The sequence below is a fragment of the Halioxenophilus sp. WMMB6 genome (genome assembly GCF_033283405.1).
GTDB lineage: Bacteria > Pseudomonadota > Gammaproteobacteria > Pseudomonadales > Cellvibrionaceae > Halioxenophilus.
Map to the genome: position 1 here is coordinate 697335 of NZ_JAWMQR010000001.1, position 18291 is coordinate 715625.

The window sequence follows — 18291 nt, forward strand, 5'->3', positions numbered from 1 at the left end:
ACCGCCCCCACCAGCCCGTTAAACACACCGATCCCAATGCCCCCGATCTACAAGTCAAGCCATGACTACGCCGCAGTGGCTGGATCAACATCTATTTACTCGCAAAGCTTGCCTTATTTTATAATTACGAACAGAATAAGGATTGTTCGCAACAAATAACAAACACACCCAAGGCCCGAAATGGTCTCCAGCTTACTAAACGAATACACGCACAAATTCCCAGCCGTTCGCGGTATGCAGGCAGGCAGGCCATGCTACATAGCGATGTGCCCAATGCGGCTTATACCCAAATTATTTGTTTTCGACGAAGATGTCGTCCCCCCCGAGCTGCGCGCTCAACGTCGCCTAAATGAGAGCCGGGTACCCGACATCACACATTATCTAGTCGAAAACCCTGGCTCCTATACGCTATCGGCGATCACGGCATCCATTGACGGCTCGGTTATTTTCGAGCCTGTGGCAGATACTGGACCGGCGATTAACTTGGGCATGCTCTCCATTGGAATGGATACCCAGATTCTGGTCAATGATGGGCAGCACCGCCGTAAAGCCATCGAGCAGGCAGTAAAGGAAGCCCATGAGTTAGGGCACGATAATATCCCAGTACTGTTTTTCGTTGATGAAGGACTGACACGAAGCCAGCAGATGTTTGCCGACCTGAATAAGCACGCCGTTCGGCCTTCGGATTCGCTCAGCACTCTCTACGACCATAGGGATGGTGGCTCGGCGCTTGCCAGATACGTTTTCGAAAGCGTGCCCTGCTTTAAAGCCCTAACTGACCTTGAAAGCAGTAGTCTCTCCAAGCGAAGCAGCAAGCTCTTTACCTTGAGCTCTCTCAAACAGGCCTCAAAAGCTCTCTTAGGTAAACGCGGGAAAGACCCAATATCAGAGATCGAAATGCAGCTGGCTTCTGAGTACTGGGAAGCTGTCTGTAGTAACATGCGCGACTGGCAAGATGCCCTCGAGCGGAAGATCTCGACCTCAGATCTTCGAGAACAATACGTCCACGCTCACGGGATCGGGTTGGGAGCCTTGGGGGAAGCCGGATCAGATTTGCTCAGGCAATTTCCAGACGATTGGAAAATAAAACTCTCACACCTCTCGGAGATCGACTGGAGCCGCTCAAATATTAAACAGTGGCGGGGCCGGGCCATGGACAATCATGGCAAGATCAGTAAGACACGAAGTAGCACCGTACTCACAGCAAACATCATCCGTCATGCACTCGGAGTATCCCTGGGTGCAGAACAACAACAGATTGAAGACCAGCTGAACTCATGAGCCAGAGAAAACCTCTATACCCCAGCATGGATAAAATGCTGGAGGCGTCCGCATTCGCCGGCCGCCCGGCATACGATCTGATACGTGAAATACAGGACCTGTACCTGGAGAATGACAAACCATGGGTCATCGGCTTTAGTGGCGGCAAAGATAGTACAACTGTTTTGTCCCTCATCTACGTAGCTCTGACGCGCCTGCCGGAAACAAAACGCCACAAACATATCTACGTAATTTCATCTGACACTCTAGTTGAAACGCCCATGGTCGTTGACATGATCAACGACTCCATTGAGGCCATTAATAAAAACGCAGAACAACAGAAGCTACCCATCTCTGCCCATGTTGTGTACCCGGCGTGGAACGAAACCTTCTGGGTAAATCTATTAGGCAAAGGCTATCCTGCGCCGACGCAAAACTTCCGTTGGTGTACGGAACGGATGAAAATCGACCCAGTCAGTGCCTTTATCAAAGATAAAATTGCCCGTTTTGGTGAGGTAATCGTTGTCCTTGGTGCCCGTAGCCAAGAAAGCTCCTCCCGTGCCCAAGTCATCGCCAAACATAAGATCGAAGGCTCTTCACTATCACGTCACTCATCGTTGCCCGGTGCATTCACCTATATGCCGATTGAGGATTGGACCTTCGATGAAGTTTGGATGTACCTGTTAGGTGCTCCCGCCCCCTGGGGGGGAGACCACTTCGAACTGTTCGAACTTTACAAAGACTCAAGTGCAGGGGAGTGCCCCTTGGTGATAGATACCAACACACCATCCTGTGGTAACTCCCGGTTTGGCTGCTGGACTTGTACGGTCGTCACAAAAGACAGAGCCATTGAGGGGCTGATTGATTCAGGTGAAGTGTGGCTGAAGAAGCTTAAAAGCTTTCGCAACAAACTCTTTAAAACTACGCTCCCAGAAAATAAGAACGAGTTTCGTAACTTTAAGCGCCGTACCGGACGTATTCAGTATGCACGCGGCGCAATAGACAATGACAATATCGCCGAAATCAAAACCATTCCCGGGCCTTACCTGCTCGAATACAGAAAGCAATGGCTGAAAGAACTACTAACTATTGAGAAAAACCTCATAGAAGAGGGGCGTAAGATTCAGCTTATTCATCCGGAAGAGCTACATGCCATTCGTAAAGAATGGATGTTCGATCCCAATGAGCCAGACTGGTCAGACGAACTGCCCAAAATCTACTACTCCGTATACGGTGAGGACTTAGACTGGGTCGAGCATGATAGTGGTGCCTTCTCACAGGCAGACGCCGACCTCATTGCTGAGCTTTCAGCCGAGAATGGCGTGCCTGCAGAATTGGTCATGAAGCTTCTAGAACTTGAACTGTCTATGGATGGCCTTAGCCGCCGCAAAGGGTTGTTTAACAAGATTGAGAGCTTGCTCAAGAACGACTGGGGAAGCATGGAAGATATCCAAGCGGCCAAAGCCGCAGCGACCCACACTTCAGACTTTAAAAATCAACTGAAAAACGAGCTCAAAGCCGACAGCACAGATCTACACCTGAAATCTGTCTATGACGAACAACTCAAAGCTCTGACAAAAGAGTATGAGGCACTGAGCTAATGATTCTAAAAAGTCTCTACCTGCAAGATTTTGGTGTTTTCCAAGGCAGCTTTGACGACAACCATGTCGACCTGGAACCACGGGTAAAATACAACCGTAAACGGCCCATCATTCTTTTCGGTGGATTGAATGGTGCTGGTAAAACAACAACTCTTACAGCTGTGCGACTTGCACTCTATGGCAAGCAGAGTCTCGGCCGTGCCGTGTCTGTACAGAACTACCACCAGTTTTTAGTTGATGCCATCCATAAACCTAAGGGTAAGGTTCTCGCACCTAATACTGCCGGCATAAAGCTTGACTTCAACTTTGGGCGACAGGGCGAGGTCATCGACTACACCGTCGAGCGCGTCTGGACAGTGCGCGGCAAGAGCGTGTTTGAAAATGTCGAAATCTTCCAGAATGGTGAGCATCTCAAAGATCTTACTGACCAGCAAAAACAGGCGTTCCTCAATGAGTTGATTCCCATTGGCGTGGCCGACCTGTTTTTCTTCGACGGAGAGAAGATCGCCGACCTCGCCGAAGATGACAACAACAGCGCATTGGCTGATGCTATCAATCGCCTTTTAGGCTTGGACATAATCGATCGGCTAAAGGCAGATCTAGGTGTTTACTTGCGTGATCAGAAGCGAGATAAGCTGCCCTCTGCTATTCAAACGGAGATGGAGGCCCTCGAGAACAGTTACCAATCTCTTTACTCCAAATATCAGTCTCAACTAGCCGATATCGAAGCTCTAAAGATTGAGTCGACCGAGCTCGAAACGACTAAAGAACGCTTAAAGCAGAATATCAATGATCTGGGAGGTGCCTGGGCCAGCAATAGGCAAGAGGCCGAGACCAAAGAACAAGCGCTGAGAGCCAAGCGGAATGAATTGCAAGTGCAAATCAGAAATCTGATTGCAGATGCGGCCCCTCTAGCATTGGCGAAAAATCAGATATCTGCTCTGCTAAAACAGCTGAGTGACGAACAACAAGCTAAACGCCAACTGGTTATCCAGGTAGAGCTCCGTAAGCAGCTAAACAAAATTCAGAACGCATTAATCAAGTCACTCGGAAAAGATCACAAGAAGGCCATTGAAGCCTCCATCGGAGAAAGCTTACACGCTGCGACCTCCATTGATACGGACATTATCCACGACATCTCCGATAGCGAGTTCAACCGTCTGAATCACTTAATTACCAAAGTTGTGCCAGAACAACAGGCCAAAGTGAAAGCGCTCTCTAGTGAACTTGAAGAAGTCGAAGAAGAATTAGCTAATGTCGGCCTCAATATCTCACGTGCACCAGATGAACGCCGGATTTCTAACTTTGTTTCCGAGCTGGGCGAAATCGAAAACTCCCTTGGACAGCGCCAAGTGGAGACCAAACAAAAGACTGAAGCCGCAAAAGCCACTCTGCGCGAGGCGATGGATAGCTTGCGTAAACTTCGAGACAAAGAGAAAGAGTTCGGTAACGTAACGAATCTTGATCAAGCGGTCACTTTAGCTGACCGTACCCGAGGTCTACTGGAAAGCTTCTCCAGCAGAAGTCGAGAAACCAGGATCAATACCCTTGAGCAAGAGTTTATTAAGTCGTTTGCCAAACTAGCCCGTAAAGACGATCTGATGATTACCGCCAAAATTGACCATGAGACCTTCAATGTTTCGCTCGTCGATGGCGCAGGCCAAATCATCGACAAGAAGAAGCTCTCAGCAGGTGAGAAGCAGATCTACGCCATTGCCATGCTGGAAGCCCTCGGGCGCACCTCTGGCCGTAACCTGCCAATCATTATTGATACGCCGCTAGGCCGACTCGATTCGCATCACCGTGAAAACCTGGTCAAGAACTACTTCCCAACGGCCAGCCATCAGGTATTGATTCTATCGACGGATACCGAGGTCGATGAAGACTTCTATAAAGAACTGTCACCAGAGATCTCACACGCTTTTGAGGTCGCTTACGATCCACAAGCCGGAAGCTCCGCATACTACGAAGGCTACTTCTGGCGGCACTGAGCCAGAACAATTCTGGAACCAGGAAAACGACAAAAAATTACGAGAGATACCATGCTGCCACAAAAAATGAAAATCTCAGAAAAGGCCTTTACGTCTCTGCGTCGTCTACAGAACAACACAGGCCTGACCGTGAATATCGGTGCTCGCCTTGCGTTCTTTACCTCGATTGAGCGTGGCTTCACCTGGAGGGGCGAAGATATACATCTTACGCAGCGTGAACTGGATAAGTACACTTGGCTGGGCGACCACGGTGATATAGTAGAGATGCTATTGAAGCAGAAGTACCCAAACCTTGAAGCGAAGGATTACTACAAGGCTTGGGGTAGTCATGTTGATAATGGAGCACTAATTATGGAAACCACAAGGAATATCAGTGACTTCCAACTAGGAACGTGAATATTTTCTAACGATTGTAACCATAAAGAGACTTGTATATAACAGTCCAAACGTCGCAATAACACCTGAAATTAATTTCCCATACCATAACTTAGGAGTTATATCGCCATAACCCAGAGTGGTAAAAGTAACAATGGTGAAATAGAAACCATCCCACAAACCATCCCAAAAATCTCTTTCGCCTGGTACAACCAACAAGAAAGAGAGAACCGTGAAGATTGGTAACCATATCAAGATATTAGCCAATACCTTTTTAGGACTTTCACCATAGTTAGAAGTCAGGCAGTAGGTCCAGTAGGCAATTTTTTCAAACCAGCTGCCAGTTCTTAGACGGATATTCATTTCATTGATAAACACAGAAGAAGCTGCGTCATGATCTCCCACGTTTTGGAATTGAATTCGAGCATTCCTGAGAAGTAGCCTTTTATCATCAGCAGCAGCGGCAAAGTCCACAGCTTTCTGATATTGCTGTGCCGCGTCTTCAAACCTAGAAATCTTAACGTTATGATACGCTGCATTTTTCAAGCAAGCTACGACTCTCTCCTTATCGTCATACTCTTCAGCATATACGGCAGCAGACGCCCAAAGGTCTACTAGTTCAGAATCATTTTTACCAGAATACTCAGCTGCTTTAGCCAAGTTCAAAGCACAGGTCACAATTCGTGAATCCTTCATCGCCGCCATTTTCGAAACTAACGACCTTAGCCCAGAATATGAGCCCGAGTTAAGTTCATATTGCGGTAAATTTAGTAATTCAAGATCACTCTCGGAAAGTTTTGGAGACTCATTCAGTATTTCATTAGTAGGTGCTACTGAACCAGTATCTTCAACCTCTCTATGAAAACACCATCTTCCCGTATCACTGGCTGCTATTCTTTTACCTTGAGATATTATCCACCCTTGGAATTTATCAAAATTCTCTTCAGCAAAATCCTCCGAACTCGCATATGTCATTTCACTTTCATAATCATTATTATGATCGAGGAAGAAATCCTGAAGAAAATCAAACCCTTCTACGTAACCCTGCGATTCTAAAACGGAAATGAGCTCAACGAGCGCATGGTCATACCATGTAAGCATCAATCTAGCTCCCATCCGATAAACTTTCTATCCAGGATATTTCTTAGATCTAAAAGTAAATCATGCTCTTCTCTAGAGAAATCTTGAAAGTTATCAACGAAGTCAGTAAATTCAGTTATCCTCTTAATCCTTTTAGTAAGATCAAAGTCATAATCTACATCTTGAAATTTCACTCCGCTTTCTATTTGAGACCGCACCTCTTTGATTTCTATATTTCTTGCGAACGACCTGAAAACGGTAGGATTATTTAGCTCTGGTTTTTCAGTACCGCTTTGTGAAATGGCGTCATATAGCCTGTGTAAATTATCAGTATGGGTAAATTCTTTCAGATCGTCATCCCAACCCAACCATTCATACTTAAAGAACTTATTTGCGCCCGAAGCTTCTACAAATAAAGAAAACAAACTTGGTTCAGCAAAGCAACCATATTTAGGGTCTCGCTTCATCTGGTGAAAACACAGATATGCCTCATGTTTTTTTTGTACTTCCTTTGGCCTCATGCCAAGAAGCGCTCCTATTTCTTTATACTCTTGGCCAGAGTCAAACATATCATTAATTAATTTTGAACTTTGATAAGCTCCCCACTGCTTTGGTCCAGACACATGCCGTATCCCCATAAGGCGTCGAGAGTAGTCTTGAATCTCGGGCTCGGTTCCATTTACAAGGATCACATTTATACTAGAAGATTTATCAATCAGGCTTTGAGGAAACCCATCCCTAAACCTATCTGCTTCCTTGTCGTAAAAGTTTATAATCAAAGACTTAAATGCAGCCGTTCTTCTATTTCCTTCCACAACCAGATATTTTTTTAGATCACCTTTGTTATCTATCTCTCGGACCACAATTTTATCAATTTCAAGGAATCCGTTTTCAAGCATAGAGCTTTCAAGATCTGAAATGTTCTTACGGATTAACTTCTTTTGTATGTCAGATTGCAACTCAACTATTTGTTCGACTGAATAATTAATTGGATCTTCACCGTTGTTCAATCTGTAATTATTCGGGTCCAACAAGAGCTGGCCAAGGGACACTGTAATTTCTGTTTTTTGAATACTCATATTATACATTCACCAATGGAGCCATTTTGATCTCCCAAAATGCCAGATCCTTGATCTTGGCTACTTTCTTCTTACCATCCACACATAAGCTGTAATGCTTCTCGAGCTTTCGAATTTGACCCATAAAGTATTCTTCATCGCTTTTCGTTTGCGTATTAAATATCGCTTTGATCTCCTGCGATTTGATATTCGCTACCTGATGAATCACCCAGGACAGAATCAGGGTCGAGTAGTCGTTATCTCCGGTTTTGAAGTGCGTTAGTTCTTGCGTCGATAAAATCGTACCTACGCCAAATTCACGCCCTTCTTTCAAAATCTTCTTTAAGCTTTCGAAGTCTTGGGACATAAAGTTATCTGCCTCATCGACTAGGATCATCTTAGAGATCTGACGGAAATTTCCATCCAGCTTTGAGCTACCCTGCTGGTGCATCTGGGTATAGAAGAGATCGAGTGTGAGAGCGACCACCAGGTTCTGAATGCTAGGGTCGTAGCCCGACAGATTAATTACCGTCACTCCATCAACCAGATCATAGAGCGACTTCGTTTTACTGCTGTCCGGCTCGAATATTTCAAAGCTAATCAAATCGTCCAGTGCCGCATAGAGTGAATCCTGCTCGACTTTATCCTGAGCCTGAAATTCTGCCCACACGTCCGCAAGAGTCGGTGGTAGCTTGCTCCACGTGCTCTTATCCTGTGGGCGAATACCGGCTGCCTCGTAAGCATCTATAACCAAAGTCCGCGCTTTGTTTTGCTGCTTCGCCCCTAATCCGAATGCTTTGGAAATGGTTGTTCTGAAGAGATTCGCCGTATGCATTGGCTGCATCGGTCTATCACCAAATATGGCCAGCGGGTTGAAGGGCAGATGGTACAGGTCATAGACCTTAGCGCCTGTCGCCTTAACAAAGTCATCTTTAATGTAATCAGCCTTGTAATCGAAGATCAGAATGCCGATAGGCGTACCACCAACATTGTTATGCTGATTACGCACCATCTGAGTAATCATAGACTTAGTGAACTGCGTCTTTCCCGTACCCATGGTTCCAATAATACCGGTGTTGGTATTAAACAGCTTTTCGGTATTTGTAGGCTCCCAGAGTACCGGTTGATTATTGGATACATCGGTACCGAACTGAATAACCAGGGGATCTTTTGGCTTGGCTGGCTCCGCTGGAGTAATAGGCAAGGGTACATTGTATATGGCCGAGGGTTCTGCAGCCTTAGGACTCTCAACACTAGGGGCTGGATCACTTGTGCCAGCTTTAGGTTCAGAAGCATCACCAACCTTCGTTGACTCTTGATTAAAGGGTACATGGCTAACAGAATCACTAAGAATATAGTTATTAGGTACTGCCAATAGGCGGCCCGCCTGAAGCTCTCCTTTCAATTTCTCGTAGGGCTGATGTACTAAGCCTGCGAGCTTGCTCATAGGGATGTCAATTTCAAGAATCCCGTCGATCTCTTCGTAACGTTCTGTGACACAGGAATCTGTATTAAGATGAGCTACGACCATTCCTAAGGGGTAGTTTTTCAGATGTGCTAATTCGTAAGCACCTTCTAACCACTCTTCCCGTGCGGACAGCAGCGCGTCAAAGTAGTTATCGCTGAATACCTTATAAAGCTGATACTTCTCAACCTGCAGGAGTACCTGGCGAACAAACAAACCACGATACAACCGGCCAGCCAGGTTCTTCTGGCCGAGTAATCCTTCCATGTACTCTTTCAATTCACGCGCTTGCTTGCGCGCCTTTTCGAAGTTCGGGCGTGCGCCCGCTTTAGACTCAACCGGCAACAGGTATAGTTTCCCGTCTTTGAAACCAGCAAACAGAACGTCGTCAGAAATCGCGCCCTGTTTAATACCGAAATTATGCCGAGAGAAGTCTGAGTCGCTCATTGCCAGACCAATATTTCCTGCAACCCGGATCATCTCGGCTACTGACAATGGCACCCAGCAGATATCGGACTGAGACAGCATCGCAGCAACAGCTTTGTATGAAGCAATAACACCTTCTTTGCCCAGCTTCTCCTTGTCAGGATCATTCACCATTTGCAAGAGCCACTCACCGTTGAAGGCGTTGAACTCACGAATCAGGCTCTCACCCTGCCCGCCAAGTACACTGCGATACAGCTGTGATTGCTTAGTTACTGTAATGGCGTCATACCCAGCGGAGCTGGTGTATTGATCTGAATAATGGATCAGGATGACGTCATCTGTATTGGAGAAGAAGTCCAGGGTCACTTTGGGATCAACGATAGTGACCCACACAGAGCTATCGTACGACTTATCGAGAAGGCGTTTAACAGAGTCACTCACCGCAAGGCTTATGGCCGAGTGCTCGTGATATGAGTCGCTACTCAAGCGCGAAGGACGCCACATCGCTCCAAATAACCGCGCGATCTTGAGGTGGGGCTTGTCTGCATAATCAACTCCCTTTAGTCCGAATGCGGTAAAGTAAGCATCGTTCTCGCTTCTGGATGATTCGCCATTCAGCAAGCCGCCACATGCAACGCCAGAAAGGTGCTCATCGATATTGTTGTCACGTGCATCGACAACCTGGTTGTTCTTAAAGAAGGTGAGATGCGCATATGCTTGCTGCTCGGTTTTACCATTTAGGAACTTGCTGAAGGTCAGTCGGGTACGTAGGACGTCGACAATGGTATCGGTATTGCGCTTGGCCTTACCTTTATCGAGATCGTATCTATCCTTGATATCGTCATAGGTCGCCATCTCGGCGAACAGATCGAATTCTGTTTCTATCTCCTCGTCGTCATACAGGTTTACATGAATGTAGCGACCTTCTTCTAGATGCTCCATGTAGTAGGCCAGAAGACCCCGAAATAGCTCGTGGTTCTCAGCATGGTTAACCGAATTAATGAGTATCGGCGCTGAGGAAACGGTATCGAAAAGTCGCGAGAAGGTCTCCGTGAATTCTTCAATTTTGTGCCGTACCAATTTGCTGATGTAATCAAAACTACTGTCTTCGCGAGGTACTATTTCCAGCCAGAATGCATTTTCATCAACTGTTTGCGTGTAGCTGTACTTCTGCTCTTTATCGAACAGATGCGGTATTAAACCCCGGGCAGTCAGACGTTTGAGAGTCACTTCGGGCAGAGTGCGGAAGCTGAGTTCATCGCCGTCAGCCTGTATACTCTCGATCAAGTATAGGTAGTAAGAAAGTATCAGGGGATGGAACGGAGTCAGATAGCTCTTAACTCTATTCTCTTCACTATCACGAATACTCGCAGTACCCAGCTTCATCACAAACTTGGTACAAGGCGATAAGGTTTTACCTCGCTCAACTGATTCGAGATATGCGAGATAATTCTCCACGTATTTCCTGGCTAACCCGACAAGCGTGGGGCCCCAGCCTTCGAGAGAAGGCAATGTGCGTCGGCTACCTGTTTTAAAGTGCTGGAGAAACGCTATATAGCTCTGGTGTAGATTTTTAAGTTCAGGAAATGCCTTCAATCCAGAAGCTGGTAGACCTTTCTCTTGAGATGCATCCCAGCAAACCAATTCTGATGCAATAATTTCCCACTCAGCATCGAGGAGCTGCTTTCGCAGGAATAATTGCATGACTTCCTGATTTTCTACGACAACGGTACCTTTCGACTCTTTATAGACACCATAGTAACCATCATTGAACATATGACGGGTTCGACCCGTATCCATAAGGAGCGGTAGAGTAAGCGACTCTTTCGCCGATTCCCCCTCGATTTGAATGGGAAGTTCCGTCTCTCCGCTTTTCAGAATGAATCGGACTTCATCTGATTCATCGTAGATCTGCTGATAATCGAGCGTTCCAACTTCATTAACGTCGATAATTTCATCGTTATCCTTCAAGGTAATCGATGTATTTAAGTTAGGATTGGTCTCCAATATTTGTATATCTGACTGAATAATGAGTGATTGGCCACGCCCAGTCGCTTTAATCAAATATTTGTTAATAATGTCGTCAAAGCAGAATCGTCCCTCAGGCACCACAAGGCATTGGAACTTAAACTGCTCGCTGGAAATATCTCGCCTTGTCTTCAAAGAGAAGAATAGCGGTTCCTGAGTCACCTCACCTGTAACCGTAAGGGTCGTATTGTTGCCACGAGGCTTGTGAATGAGCTCTAACAGCTTGGCGGTCTTCTTAGGTTGTATCTCGAACTCGCTCTTTTCAGTTCTAGCACCTGTGAACTTAAGATCAATCTGGAAGGTACTTTGATCTGTAGGAACCTCTAAGAGGATGCTCTGATCCCGCTGTCCGGCTGCGGTTTCTTTCTTACTGCGGCGCTGAAGGTTTCCGCTACCAGTATCCACATCGATAAATTCTAAAGCTTGTTTTTTCTGCTTTTGGATTTCAGTGACAAACTCATCATAAGTTCGATTCTTCCAGTCATCGCTATCTATAAAGTTATCTTTTACGAACTTTCCACCAAATTTGCTTAAGCGATCTTCCAGCTCGGTGGGATGATGCTCAAGCTCAAATTCAATTTCAGATCTAAGCTTCCGGTTTTCTTCCAATCGGCGTTCAATCTGTCTTTGATTTGGGGTAGTCGTTGCGCTCCCCCATGAACCCGTCAGGTGTGGATCATTAAACAACCCTAACTCATCAAATCTCAGATCGCCGTCTATCATTGATTCGTAAAGGCTGCGATACCCAAAAATACTGGCGCCATCGGACGCAACGATCTTTGCTTGCAAATCGAGCAGACACTTTGACGTTTGCCTATTAGTCATGCTGTCGTCGATCAGACTTTCAAGAAGCTCTCTGATTTTTGCAACTGACCAAATGGCTCCTGTTTGGGCTAGGTCGAATGTACTGTTCGTAATAGTATCAAGCGCGCTGTTGTGCACCATAATCAGAGCACGTTCATCATCTACAACACTATCTCTGAGTTTCGCCAGATAGTTGTCGGTATAACAACCATCCTCTACCGATCTTTCCTCTGCGTGCCCAGCGATCAGAACCTGGATGCCATTTAAGTTCAGATAACTGAGGGCGGTCTCTTCGTCTTGGACAGAACCATCGGCGGCATCACGTAATGCAGCCAGCAGGCGCACGGTGTTCTCTGGGTCTGTTGAGCGAAACTGAAAGCGATCGCCTGGTTTGAGCCTTGCCGCCAACCAGGTCTTCAAGTGGTTTACGAGAAAACCTTCAAATTGTTTTTCGGACATATACCGCATCCCCGCTGTCGCTCATCCGCTCGAGATTTCCTACTCGCTCGTAAAATTCTATTAACGCTTGTTGAGACTGCTGATCAAACCAGACCCCCCGGCGCTTAAACTCTTCAATTAACTGCTGATACTGAAGCTTTTCTTTGGCTCCCACAGCTAAATTCGTCAATAGCAACAGGTAGTCCTGATTCATAATCAGTACTCGCCCACCACGCTTACGGTTCTGTATAAAATGACGAGCCACTTCAGTTTCGAATGAAGCCACTACTTTCCTGTTTACCGTCAATTGGCTAGAACGTGGCTGGTTAAATATTTCTTTTGCTGATGAGACTATGGCCTTGAATACATCTTCCGGGGTGCTCAGTTCACCACTCCAGGGTTCCCGCCCTCGCGTCGCTCGATAGCTTTCAAGAAAACACTTTAACCCCCTGTGGAGTTCATGCTTCTCTTCCTCTGGCAATCCCTCAAGATATTGATAATGCTTCCATAACGGATAACGAGTTGCTTCTTTGTTATCAGGTTGATTGAGGTACTCTAGCGCAGACAAAACAGGGAACAGATCTTCTACGTAATCGACCAGAGTACTCAAAGCCTCACGAACGTAGGTGCGCTCGCTACTGGCCCGCTCAGTATCCATGATGAAATAAAGTGGCTTGCTGGTAGGCTCAGTGCGCCAGCTACGCAGATTCATCGCCAACTGGGCGCTATATAGAAAATTGTATAGACCTACAAAAGCCTTCAAATTCTGCATCATGTAACCAGGATATCGACACAGCAGAGATAAGTCGGCCGCGAAAACTGCGCCCATAAAGGGCAGATAGTCCTCCGTTGCATCCGGTGGAGATAGCTCACGAACAAAGGATTGAAATTCGTCAAGAAGATCGGCTTCAAGAAAGTTCAGGTTTTCAGAGGAGACGGGCGTTACCTCTGGCCTGGAAAGTAGCATGTTGCCTAATACCGCACCCACATGCCGGGTATTCCCAGATGATGCACTACCTGCCTTGAACAACATGAAGTCAGGCGACACCTGTAAGAGGCCTTTGGCATCATCACCGAAGTACATGTGCTTTACGATATTTTCAAAATCTTCATCAGCGATTTTCTTCGATAATCGCGTCATACTCGCTTCTGTGTACTTATCAAGAGAGGCTCCTTTCTTTAACACTTTGCGCCAAGCAATAGAAAGCAACTCTCCGGCAACCGCCATAACGTCAGGATCGCTAATCTTCTCTCCACGTTGCTGTCGAAACGTCAGAAAGTGATTCACGAAATTGCGGTCTTTAATCTCTACAGAAGCTGCCGCCTGTAAATTTTCCTTCAAGCTCATTAGCAGGCCTCCGCTACGAATTCATCTTCTTCAAGCAGTAGAGACCAATCGCCGCTTTCGCTATGAAAATATAAAGTTTCACTTTTTGAGGCGATCCTGGTTATTTCTTCAACAACCTCTTCAAGAATAACAACCGTGTTTTTATCGTGTCTGTTAGGTCTGTAGCCCGCCATGATCCGTTCTGTCAGTTCTAAAAAAGAGACCGTTATAGGAAATGGTGTTACAGACTGCTCTCCAACTTTTATCGCGGCAAAGAAACTATGTATCTGCCCTGAGTTCGCCTCTTTGAGTGATTTTGAATCTAAATTCACGTCAACTTTAGCGGACATTATTACGCCATTACGCTCCGCTAGATAAAAGCCATCGCCAACCTGCTTTGGAGCTAGGCGATTCGCAAATTTGGTCAGACTTGCAATGAGAATTTTGCTGTAAAATTCTCTTAGTTTTCTCTTGTCTGATAGTGAATGATGCAGCTGCCAGATTTTTATGTAGTCTTCGAAGGTAATATTCTCGAAATCTGATGAGAACTGCTTGTGATAGTTATTTTCGAAATCAATGTCTCGAAGTAGATAGAATGCTCTTATCCAACTACTAGGCGACATTTCTACAACGCCATAACGGTTCTGATACTCGTTTTTGAAATATTCAAATTTTGTATCACTAATATCGAGCGAACGCTGTACAACAAATTCATCGATTTTCTGAGAACGCTTCAGACAAGGATCAAGATTAGACAAGCTCTCGGCTAGCCCACCAGAGTTTGAGGAAAATAGGTTGTCAAATAGATTTGACTCTCCAGCAATTAGACTATGAATAAAATCCAGGATGGCACGTGCAGAAAAGAACTGATCGTACATTAAGCGAACATGAAGCAATGTTTTTACTATGATTTGTTGGACACTTTCTTCTTGCAGTATTCGATAGTTCTGATACTCGAGTTTATGATGATTTTTCTCATCACTAAGGTAAGCGGCGTATAAAGGATTTGCATTGCTTCTGGCCGTTACTTTCGCGAGAAGCTTGGAAATGAACTCTGACCCTACCTTGCCTTCTTCTAGACTGAACTTCGGATAGTCCTCAAAGCTAAGAAAACGATAGCTACCCACATTACGCTCGCCTTTAATGAACCGGCCTATAGCCTCCTTGATCACAGCATGACGCTCGTCTCCCGTATTCTGGAAGTTGAACATCATTCCAATATTAATGCCTACGACAAGGGGCTGGTCAGATAACTCATGCTCATCAAAGAGCTGGTTAAGTGCCTCCACGGCATTCTGGTCAGGTTTAAAGCTATGGGTGGCATCAAGATGGAAACGATATCGCTTTGAATAGTTATCGTAGTGGCGGCGAAGGGTTTCTGACTTCCCATCTCCACTTGAGCCGCATAGAAACAGAATGCTATCTGGAGATGTTGAGGATTCGAGAGCTGCAATAAACTGCTTTTCAATCTCTGTTTCCACATATAGATAGGAGCGAAGCTGTTCAATTTCATCTGATGATTTTTTGAGGGTCGATACTGCTTGTGCAGAGGATCTAGCCAAGGTTCCCAAAAGATCTTGAAAATTCATATACCTTCCATGATGTCAGCCATATAGGCATTACACGCTATGTTTAACCACTCGCTCTTTTTATCTCCTTGAGCCCACCAATTTTACTGCCAGAACATCTGTATAAAGGCCGGATGCTATTTGTATTTATTCACACCAGTGGTCCTGATAGCTATCCCGGCTTAAGTGGCCCAAGCAACTATTCGTAGTGTATCAACACTACTAACTATGGTTAATACATATTAAGCACACCAAATCAGCCCGTCCGATCAAATATTAAACAACTCCTTCCTTCAAGGGTCAGAGTCACACCATATCCAGCCAGAACCTGCCCCAGGACCAAAACTGATTAGCATTTAGACAGAAGCACCGAATGCTATAATTGGGCTACATTTCAGCGAGCAGATGACATGCAGATCAATCGCCGTCGTGACAAATCACGCAAAGTCACTAAAACAATGATTATTCGCTCAGTGGCCAGCTCTACAGCCTTAGAGACGGGAGAGGCAATCACAAAAATCGAAGCCAAACTGAAAGCGGGTAGTAAGAAGTACCAGCACCTGACGCTGGCATCCTGACTGACGCATCACTGAAGTGGCTTAGCTATCCAGCGCACTTTTTGCCTCCGCTAAATTCTGAGGGGATTACCGCCTACCCACACCTCGCAAGGACCTGCCACTCTGATCCCCGCGCAGCCTTGCTGATACTGGTCGCACGCGGGTCGCTATCCCCAAGGCTCAGGCAGGGCCTGACCCGGGAACACGTTTTTTACCCTCCATTCCTGCCCGCTAACCGGTCAAAATCTCAATCACAACCATCCCAAAACCGATCCCCCTTTAAACAACACGAGATAGAAAGCCTGCGCAAACTCAAGGGGTAAATCAGCCTCCCGTAGATACACTTTGTTGATCTCGAATGGCTTCCACCACCAAAGCAGTCTGCTGACTGTCTATTGCCGCTCCATGAGTGCCACCGATCTTTGCCCTGAGATCTTCGACTCCAAGTGCTTTCGTTAACATATCTAACGATGGTCCCCGGTGGCTGCACGGCAAATTCGTTGCCTGCGCCCAGGGGATAGCCGCTTTCTGACTGCAAAACACACCTTGAATTGGCGGCATTGATAAAGCGTATCGGGAGACGTGATCCAGCAGGATCGGCCAGTCAAAACTGGCGTTGTGAATGACGATGAGCTGATCTTGCAGGTATTCGGCGATCCGACACCACTGAGAATCGAAGGATTCGAATTCAGCGGCCTGTTCGTTATTAATGCCGTGTATCGACTGTGCTTCTTCGGAAATGTGTTTTTGTGGCCGTGTTTTAAACTCGACGGATTCCACTACCCCTCGATTTTTCACCACAGTGATGCCAAGTGTCACAATATCCGGTGGGCCGTTCTCATCGGGGAGTCCAGTGGTTTCGGTGTCGAGGACGATGTAATCGTCCGGCAGTTGGGTAAAGATCCACAGCAGCTCTTTATACATTGCCATCACCTCCTGCCACTGCCATCGAGGGATTCGACATTTACGATCACCCCTTGGTCATAGTGGTAGCGAAGATATCGCCAGTGGATCGCATCGGAGAGCGCTCTTGCGCGCATCACCCCGTAGCACTCGCCTTTTGCCCTTACGCTTTGGTAGTGAACACCGAAACTTTTGCTATCACGTAACGCGTAACCCAGCTGCTGGGCATGGCCGTAATTCTCTCGATCATAGATACCATCTCCCACCAGATGACGGACATCATGCAACGTTGTCGGACCCAACTGTGCGCGGATTACGCGCATTTCCTGAGTAGTCTTGTCGATCCGGGATTCCCGCAGAAAGCGCGCCCGGTGATAGGACGATTCGGCGATGGCGACCGCTTCATCGGCAGCGCAGTAATAGATGCCAAAGTCCCGGTTGAAGCGACCACCCCGCCCATCGACCGGAGGGTGGGTGAAAGCCGCCATGATCCAGGAGGCGCCATCGCCATAGACGCGATCTTCCGGGGGTACCAGGCGAATATCACCGACTTCATCGCGCAACCTGGGATTGGTTAGCGATTCGACGGCGTAGAGCACGTCCCAATCCTCGGGATTGGAGACGCGCTCAAACAGGTGGATCTGGGGATAGCGCGACAGGATGACCCGGTAGACCGGCTCATTGACCTCGCTGACAGGCAGGTTATCGATAGCGGTCACCAGCCACCCCGTTGGGCATCGAGAAAATTCCTCACCACCGCCAGGTCAACCACCTGACCGGCCAACAAGCGATCCAGCGGTGCTGTTCCGTTGAACAGCGGATTGTCGTTCGGCGTTGCCAGCCACTGGTCCGCCAGTGCCCGATCAGGCAGCAGAATTTCGAGGGACTTATAGATCCCCAGGATGTAGCTGGCCCGCTCCAACAGATCCCGCGTCAACTTGGCCTTTTCCGGCTGGCTCTTCCAGTTGTAGAGGGTCTTCTCATTACTGAGCCCCAATAGGGTCATCTGCTGGGCACCCGTCAGACGCCATTGGCTGAAGATATTGAAAATGGCCGGCAGCAACGAACTGGTGACACTGGAGCCACGTTGCAGTAGTTGTTCAGCTTGCGCGATCATGCTTACTTCCTCTCAATCTCTTTATCTCACCCCAATAACTGTAATATTACAGTTACCGAATACAGCCTAGCAAACTGTACTGTTACAGTCAAACATATCAAAGATACTTTTGGAAGGTGCTCGCGGTGATCCAGTCCGGCCCGCCAACCAGTCAAATATTAATCAAATCCACCCCAAAACCGATCACCCTTTAAACAAACTAATGGAGTAAATGTGCCAATAGAGCACAAAGGCATGGCTTTATAACCAAACTATTGCTCCATATAGCTCTTATTCTGATTAAATTCACTTGT

At 46.7% G+C, this 18291-nt stretch carries 13 protein-coding genes; 5 read left to right on the forward strand and 8 right to left on the reverse strand.

The genetic code is table 11. The features are described from left to right. Window positions 1-180: 180 nt before the first annotated feature. Genes dndB through dndE form a run of 4 tightly spaced genes read left to right on the forward strand, consistent with a single transcriptional unit; the run spans window position 181 to window position 5248 of the window. Complete coding sequence (dndB, locus tag SBL51_RS02980; RefSeq protein WP_317929071.1) at window positions 181-1281, forward strand: DNA sulfur modification protein DndB; 1101 nt, start codon at window positions 181-183, stop codon at window positions 1279-1281. Continuing rightward, the gene (dndC, locus tag SBL51_RS02985) at window positions 1278-2861 is read left to right on the forward strand and encodes a DNA phosphorothioation system sulfurtransferase DndC (protein ID WP_317929072.1); all 1584 of its coding nucleotides are present in this window, start codon (window positions 1278-1280) and stop codon (window positions 2859-2861) included. The genes dndB and dndC overlap by 4 nt, the downstream gene beginning before the upstream one ends. Further along, window positions 2861-4852: a DNA sulfur modification protein DndD gene (gene dndD, locus SBL51_RS02990; RefSeq protein ID WP_317929073.1), complete on the forward strand. Its 1992-nt coding sequence runs from the start codon at window positions 2861-2863 to the stop codon at window positions 4850-4852. Before dndC ends, dndD begins: the two co-directional genes overlap by 1 nt. A 51-nt stretch (window positions 4853-4903) precedes the next feature. Continuing rightward, window positions 4904-5248: a DNA sulfur modification protein DndE gene (gene dndE, locus SBL51_RS02995; protein ID WP_317929075.1), complete on the forward strand. Its 345-nt coding sequence runs from the start codon at window positions 4904-4906 to the stop codon at window positions 5246-5248. Here the strand turns inward: dndE and SBL51_RS03000 are convergent. The 5 genes from SBL51_RS03000 to dptF are packed head-to-tail and all read right to left on the reverse strand — an operon-like array spanning window position 5237 to window position 15442. Then, window positions 5237-6328, reverse strand: a complete 1092-nt coding sequence (locus SBL51_RS03000) for a potassium channel family protein (protein ID WP_317929076.1) — start codon at window positions 6326-6328, stop codon at window positions 5237-5239. The genes dndE and SBL51_RS03000 overlap by 12 nt on opposite strands. Beyond that, window positions 6328-7386, reverse strand: coding sequence for a ParB N-terminal domain-containing protein (locus SBL51_RS03005; protein ID WP_317929078.1), 1059 nt, complete (start codon window positions 7384-7386; stop codon window positions 6328-6330). The genes SBL51_RS03000 and SBL51_RS03005 overlap by 1 nt, the downstream gene beginning before the upstream one ends. Before the next feature lies 1 nt (window position 7387). Then, a complete protein-coding gene (dptH, locus tag SBL51_RS03010) occupies window positions 7388-12547 on the reverse strand; it encodes a DNA phosphorothioation-dependent restriction protein DptH (RefSeq protein WP_317929079.1) in 5160 nt (1719 codons plus the stop codon). Further along, window positions 12528-13874 carry a DNA phosphorothioation-dependent restriction protein DptG gene (dptG, locus tag SBL51_RS03015; protein ID WP_317929080.1) on the reverse strand — a complete coding sequence of 449 codons (1347 nt, stop codon included), beginning with the start codon at window positions 13872-13874 and terminating at the stop codon, window positions 12528-12530. The genes dptH and dptG overlap by 20 nt, the downstream gene beginning before the upstream one ends. Then, window positions 13874-15442 carry a DNA phosphorothioation-dependent restriction protein DptF gene (gene dptF, locus SBL51_RS03020; protein WP_317929081.1) on the reverse strand — a complete coding sequence of 523 codons (1569 nt, stop codon included), beginning with the start codon at window positions 15440-15442 and terminating at the stop codon, window positions 13874-13876. The genes dptG and dptF overlap by 1 nt, the downstream gene beginning before the upstream one ends. A gap of 389 nt (window positions 15443-15831) precedes the next feature. Between dptF and SBL51_RS03025 the strand changes: the two genes are divergently transcribed. Beyond that, on the forward strand, window positions 15832-15999 hold the full coding sequence (locus SBL51_RS03025) for a hypothetical protein (RefSeq protein ID WP_317929082.1): 168 nt from the start codon (window positions 15832-15834) through the stop codon (window positions 15997-15999). A 303-nt stretch (window positions 16000-16302) separates the two neighbouring features. On the opposite strand, the gene SBL51_RS03030 is transcribed toward SBL51_RS03025, so the two are convergent. The 3 genes from SBL51_RS03030 to SBL51_RS03040 are packed head-to-tail and all read right to left on the reverse strand — an operon-like array spanning window position 16303 to window position 17998. Continuing rightward, window positions 16303-16902 carry a 3'-5' exonuclease gene (locus tag SBL51_RS03030; protein ID WP_317929083.1) on the reverse strand — a complete coding sequence of 200 codons (600 nt, stop codon included), beginning with the start codon at window positions 16900-16902 and terminating at the stop codon, window positions 16303-16305. Window positions 16903-16907: 5 nt separating this feature from the next. Then, complete coding sequence (locus tag SBL51_RS03035) at window positions 16908-17600, reverse strand: RES family NAD+ phosphorylase (protein ID WP_317929084.1); 693 nt, start codon at window positions 17598-17600, stop codon at window positions 16908-16910. After that, window positions 17597-17998 carry an MbcA/ParS/Xre antitoxin family protein gene (locus SBL51_RS03040; RefSeq protein WP_317929086.1) on the reverse strand — a complete coding sequence of 134 codons (402 nt, stop codon included), beginning with the start codon at window positions 17996-17998 and terminating at the stop codon, window positions 17597-17599. Before SBL51_RS03040 ends, SBL51_RS03035 begins: the two co-directional genes overlap by 4 nt. Window positions 17999-18291 lie beyond the last annotated feature (293 nt).

Bases quoted from the DNA above. Each gene is read 5' to 3' on its own strand.
- dndB (WP_317929071.1), top strand. From the start codon at position 181: ATGGTCTCCAGCTTACTAAACGAATACACGCACAAATTCCCAGCCGTT.
- dndC (WP_317929072.1), top strand. From the start codon at position 1,278: ATGAGCCAGAGAAAACCTCTATACCCCAGCATGGATAAAATGCTGGAG.
- dndD (WP_317929073.1), top strand. From the start codon at position 2,861: ATGATTCTAAAAAGTCTCTACCTGCAAGATTTTGGTGTTTTCCAAGGC.
- dndE (WP_317929075.1), top strand. From the start codon at position 4,904: ATGCTGCCACAAAAAATGAAAATCTCAGAAAAGGCCTTTACGTCTCTG.
- SBL51_RS03000 (WP_317929076.1), bottom strand. From the start codon at position 6,328: ATGCTTACATGGTATGACCATGCGCTCGTTGAGCTCATTTCCGTTTTA.
- SBL51_RS03005 (WP_317929078.1), bottom strand. From the start codon at position 7,386: ATGAGTATTCAAAAAACAGAAATTACAGTGTCCCTTGGCCAGCTCTTG.
- dptH (WP_317929079.1), bottom strand. From the start codon at position 12,547: ATGTCCGAAAAACAATTTGAAGGTTTTCTCGTAAACCACTTGAAGACC.
- dptG (WP_317929080.1), bottom strand. From the start codon at position 13,874: ATGAGCTTGAAGGAAAATTTACAGGCGGCAGCTTCTGTAGAGATTAAA.
- dptF (WP_317929081.1), bottom strand. From the start codon at position 15,442: ATGAATTTTCAAGATCTTTTGGGAACCTTGGCTAGATCCTCTGCACAA.
- SBL51_RS03025 (WP_317929082.1), top strand. From the start codon at position 15,832: ATGCAGATCAATCGCCGTCGTGACAAATCACGCAAAGTCACTAAAACA.
- SBL51_RS03030 (WP_317929083.1), bottom strand. From the start codon at position 16,902: ATGTATAAAGAGCTGCTGTGGATCTTTACCCAACTGCCGGACGATTAC.
- SBL51_RS03040 (WP_317929086.1), bottom strand. From the start codon at position 17,998: ATGATCGCGCAAGCTGAACAACTACTGCAACGTGGCTCCAGTGTCACC.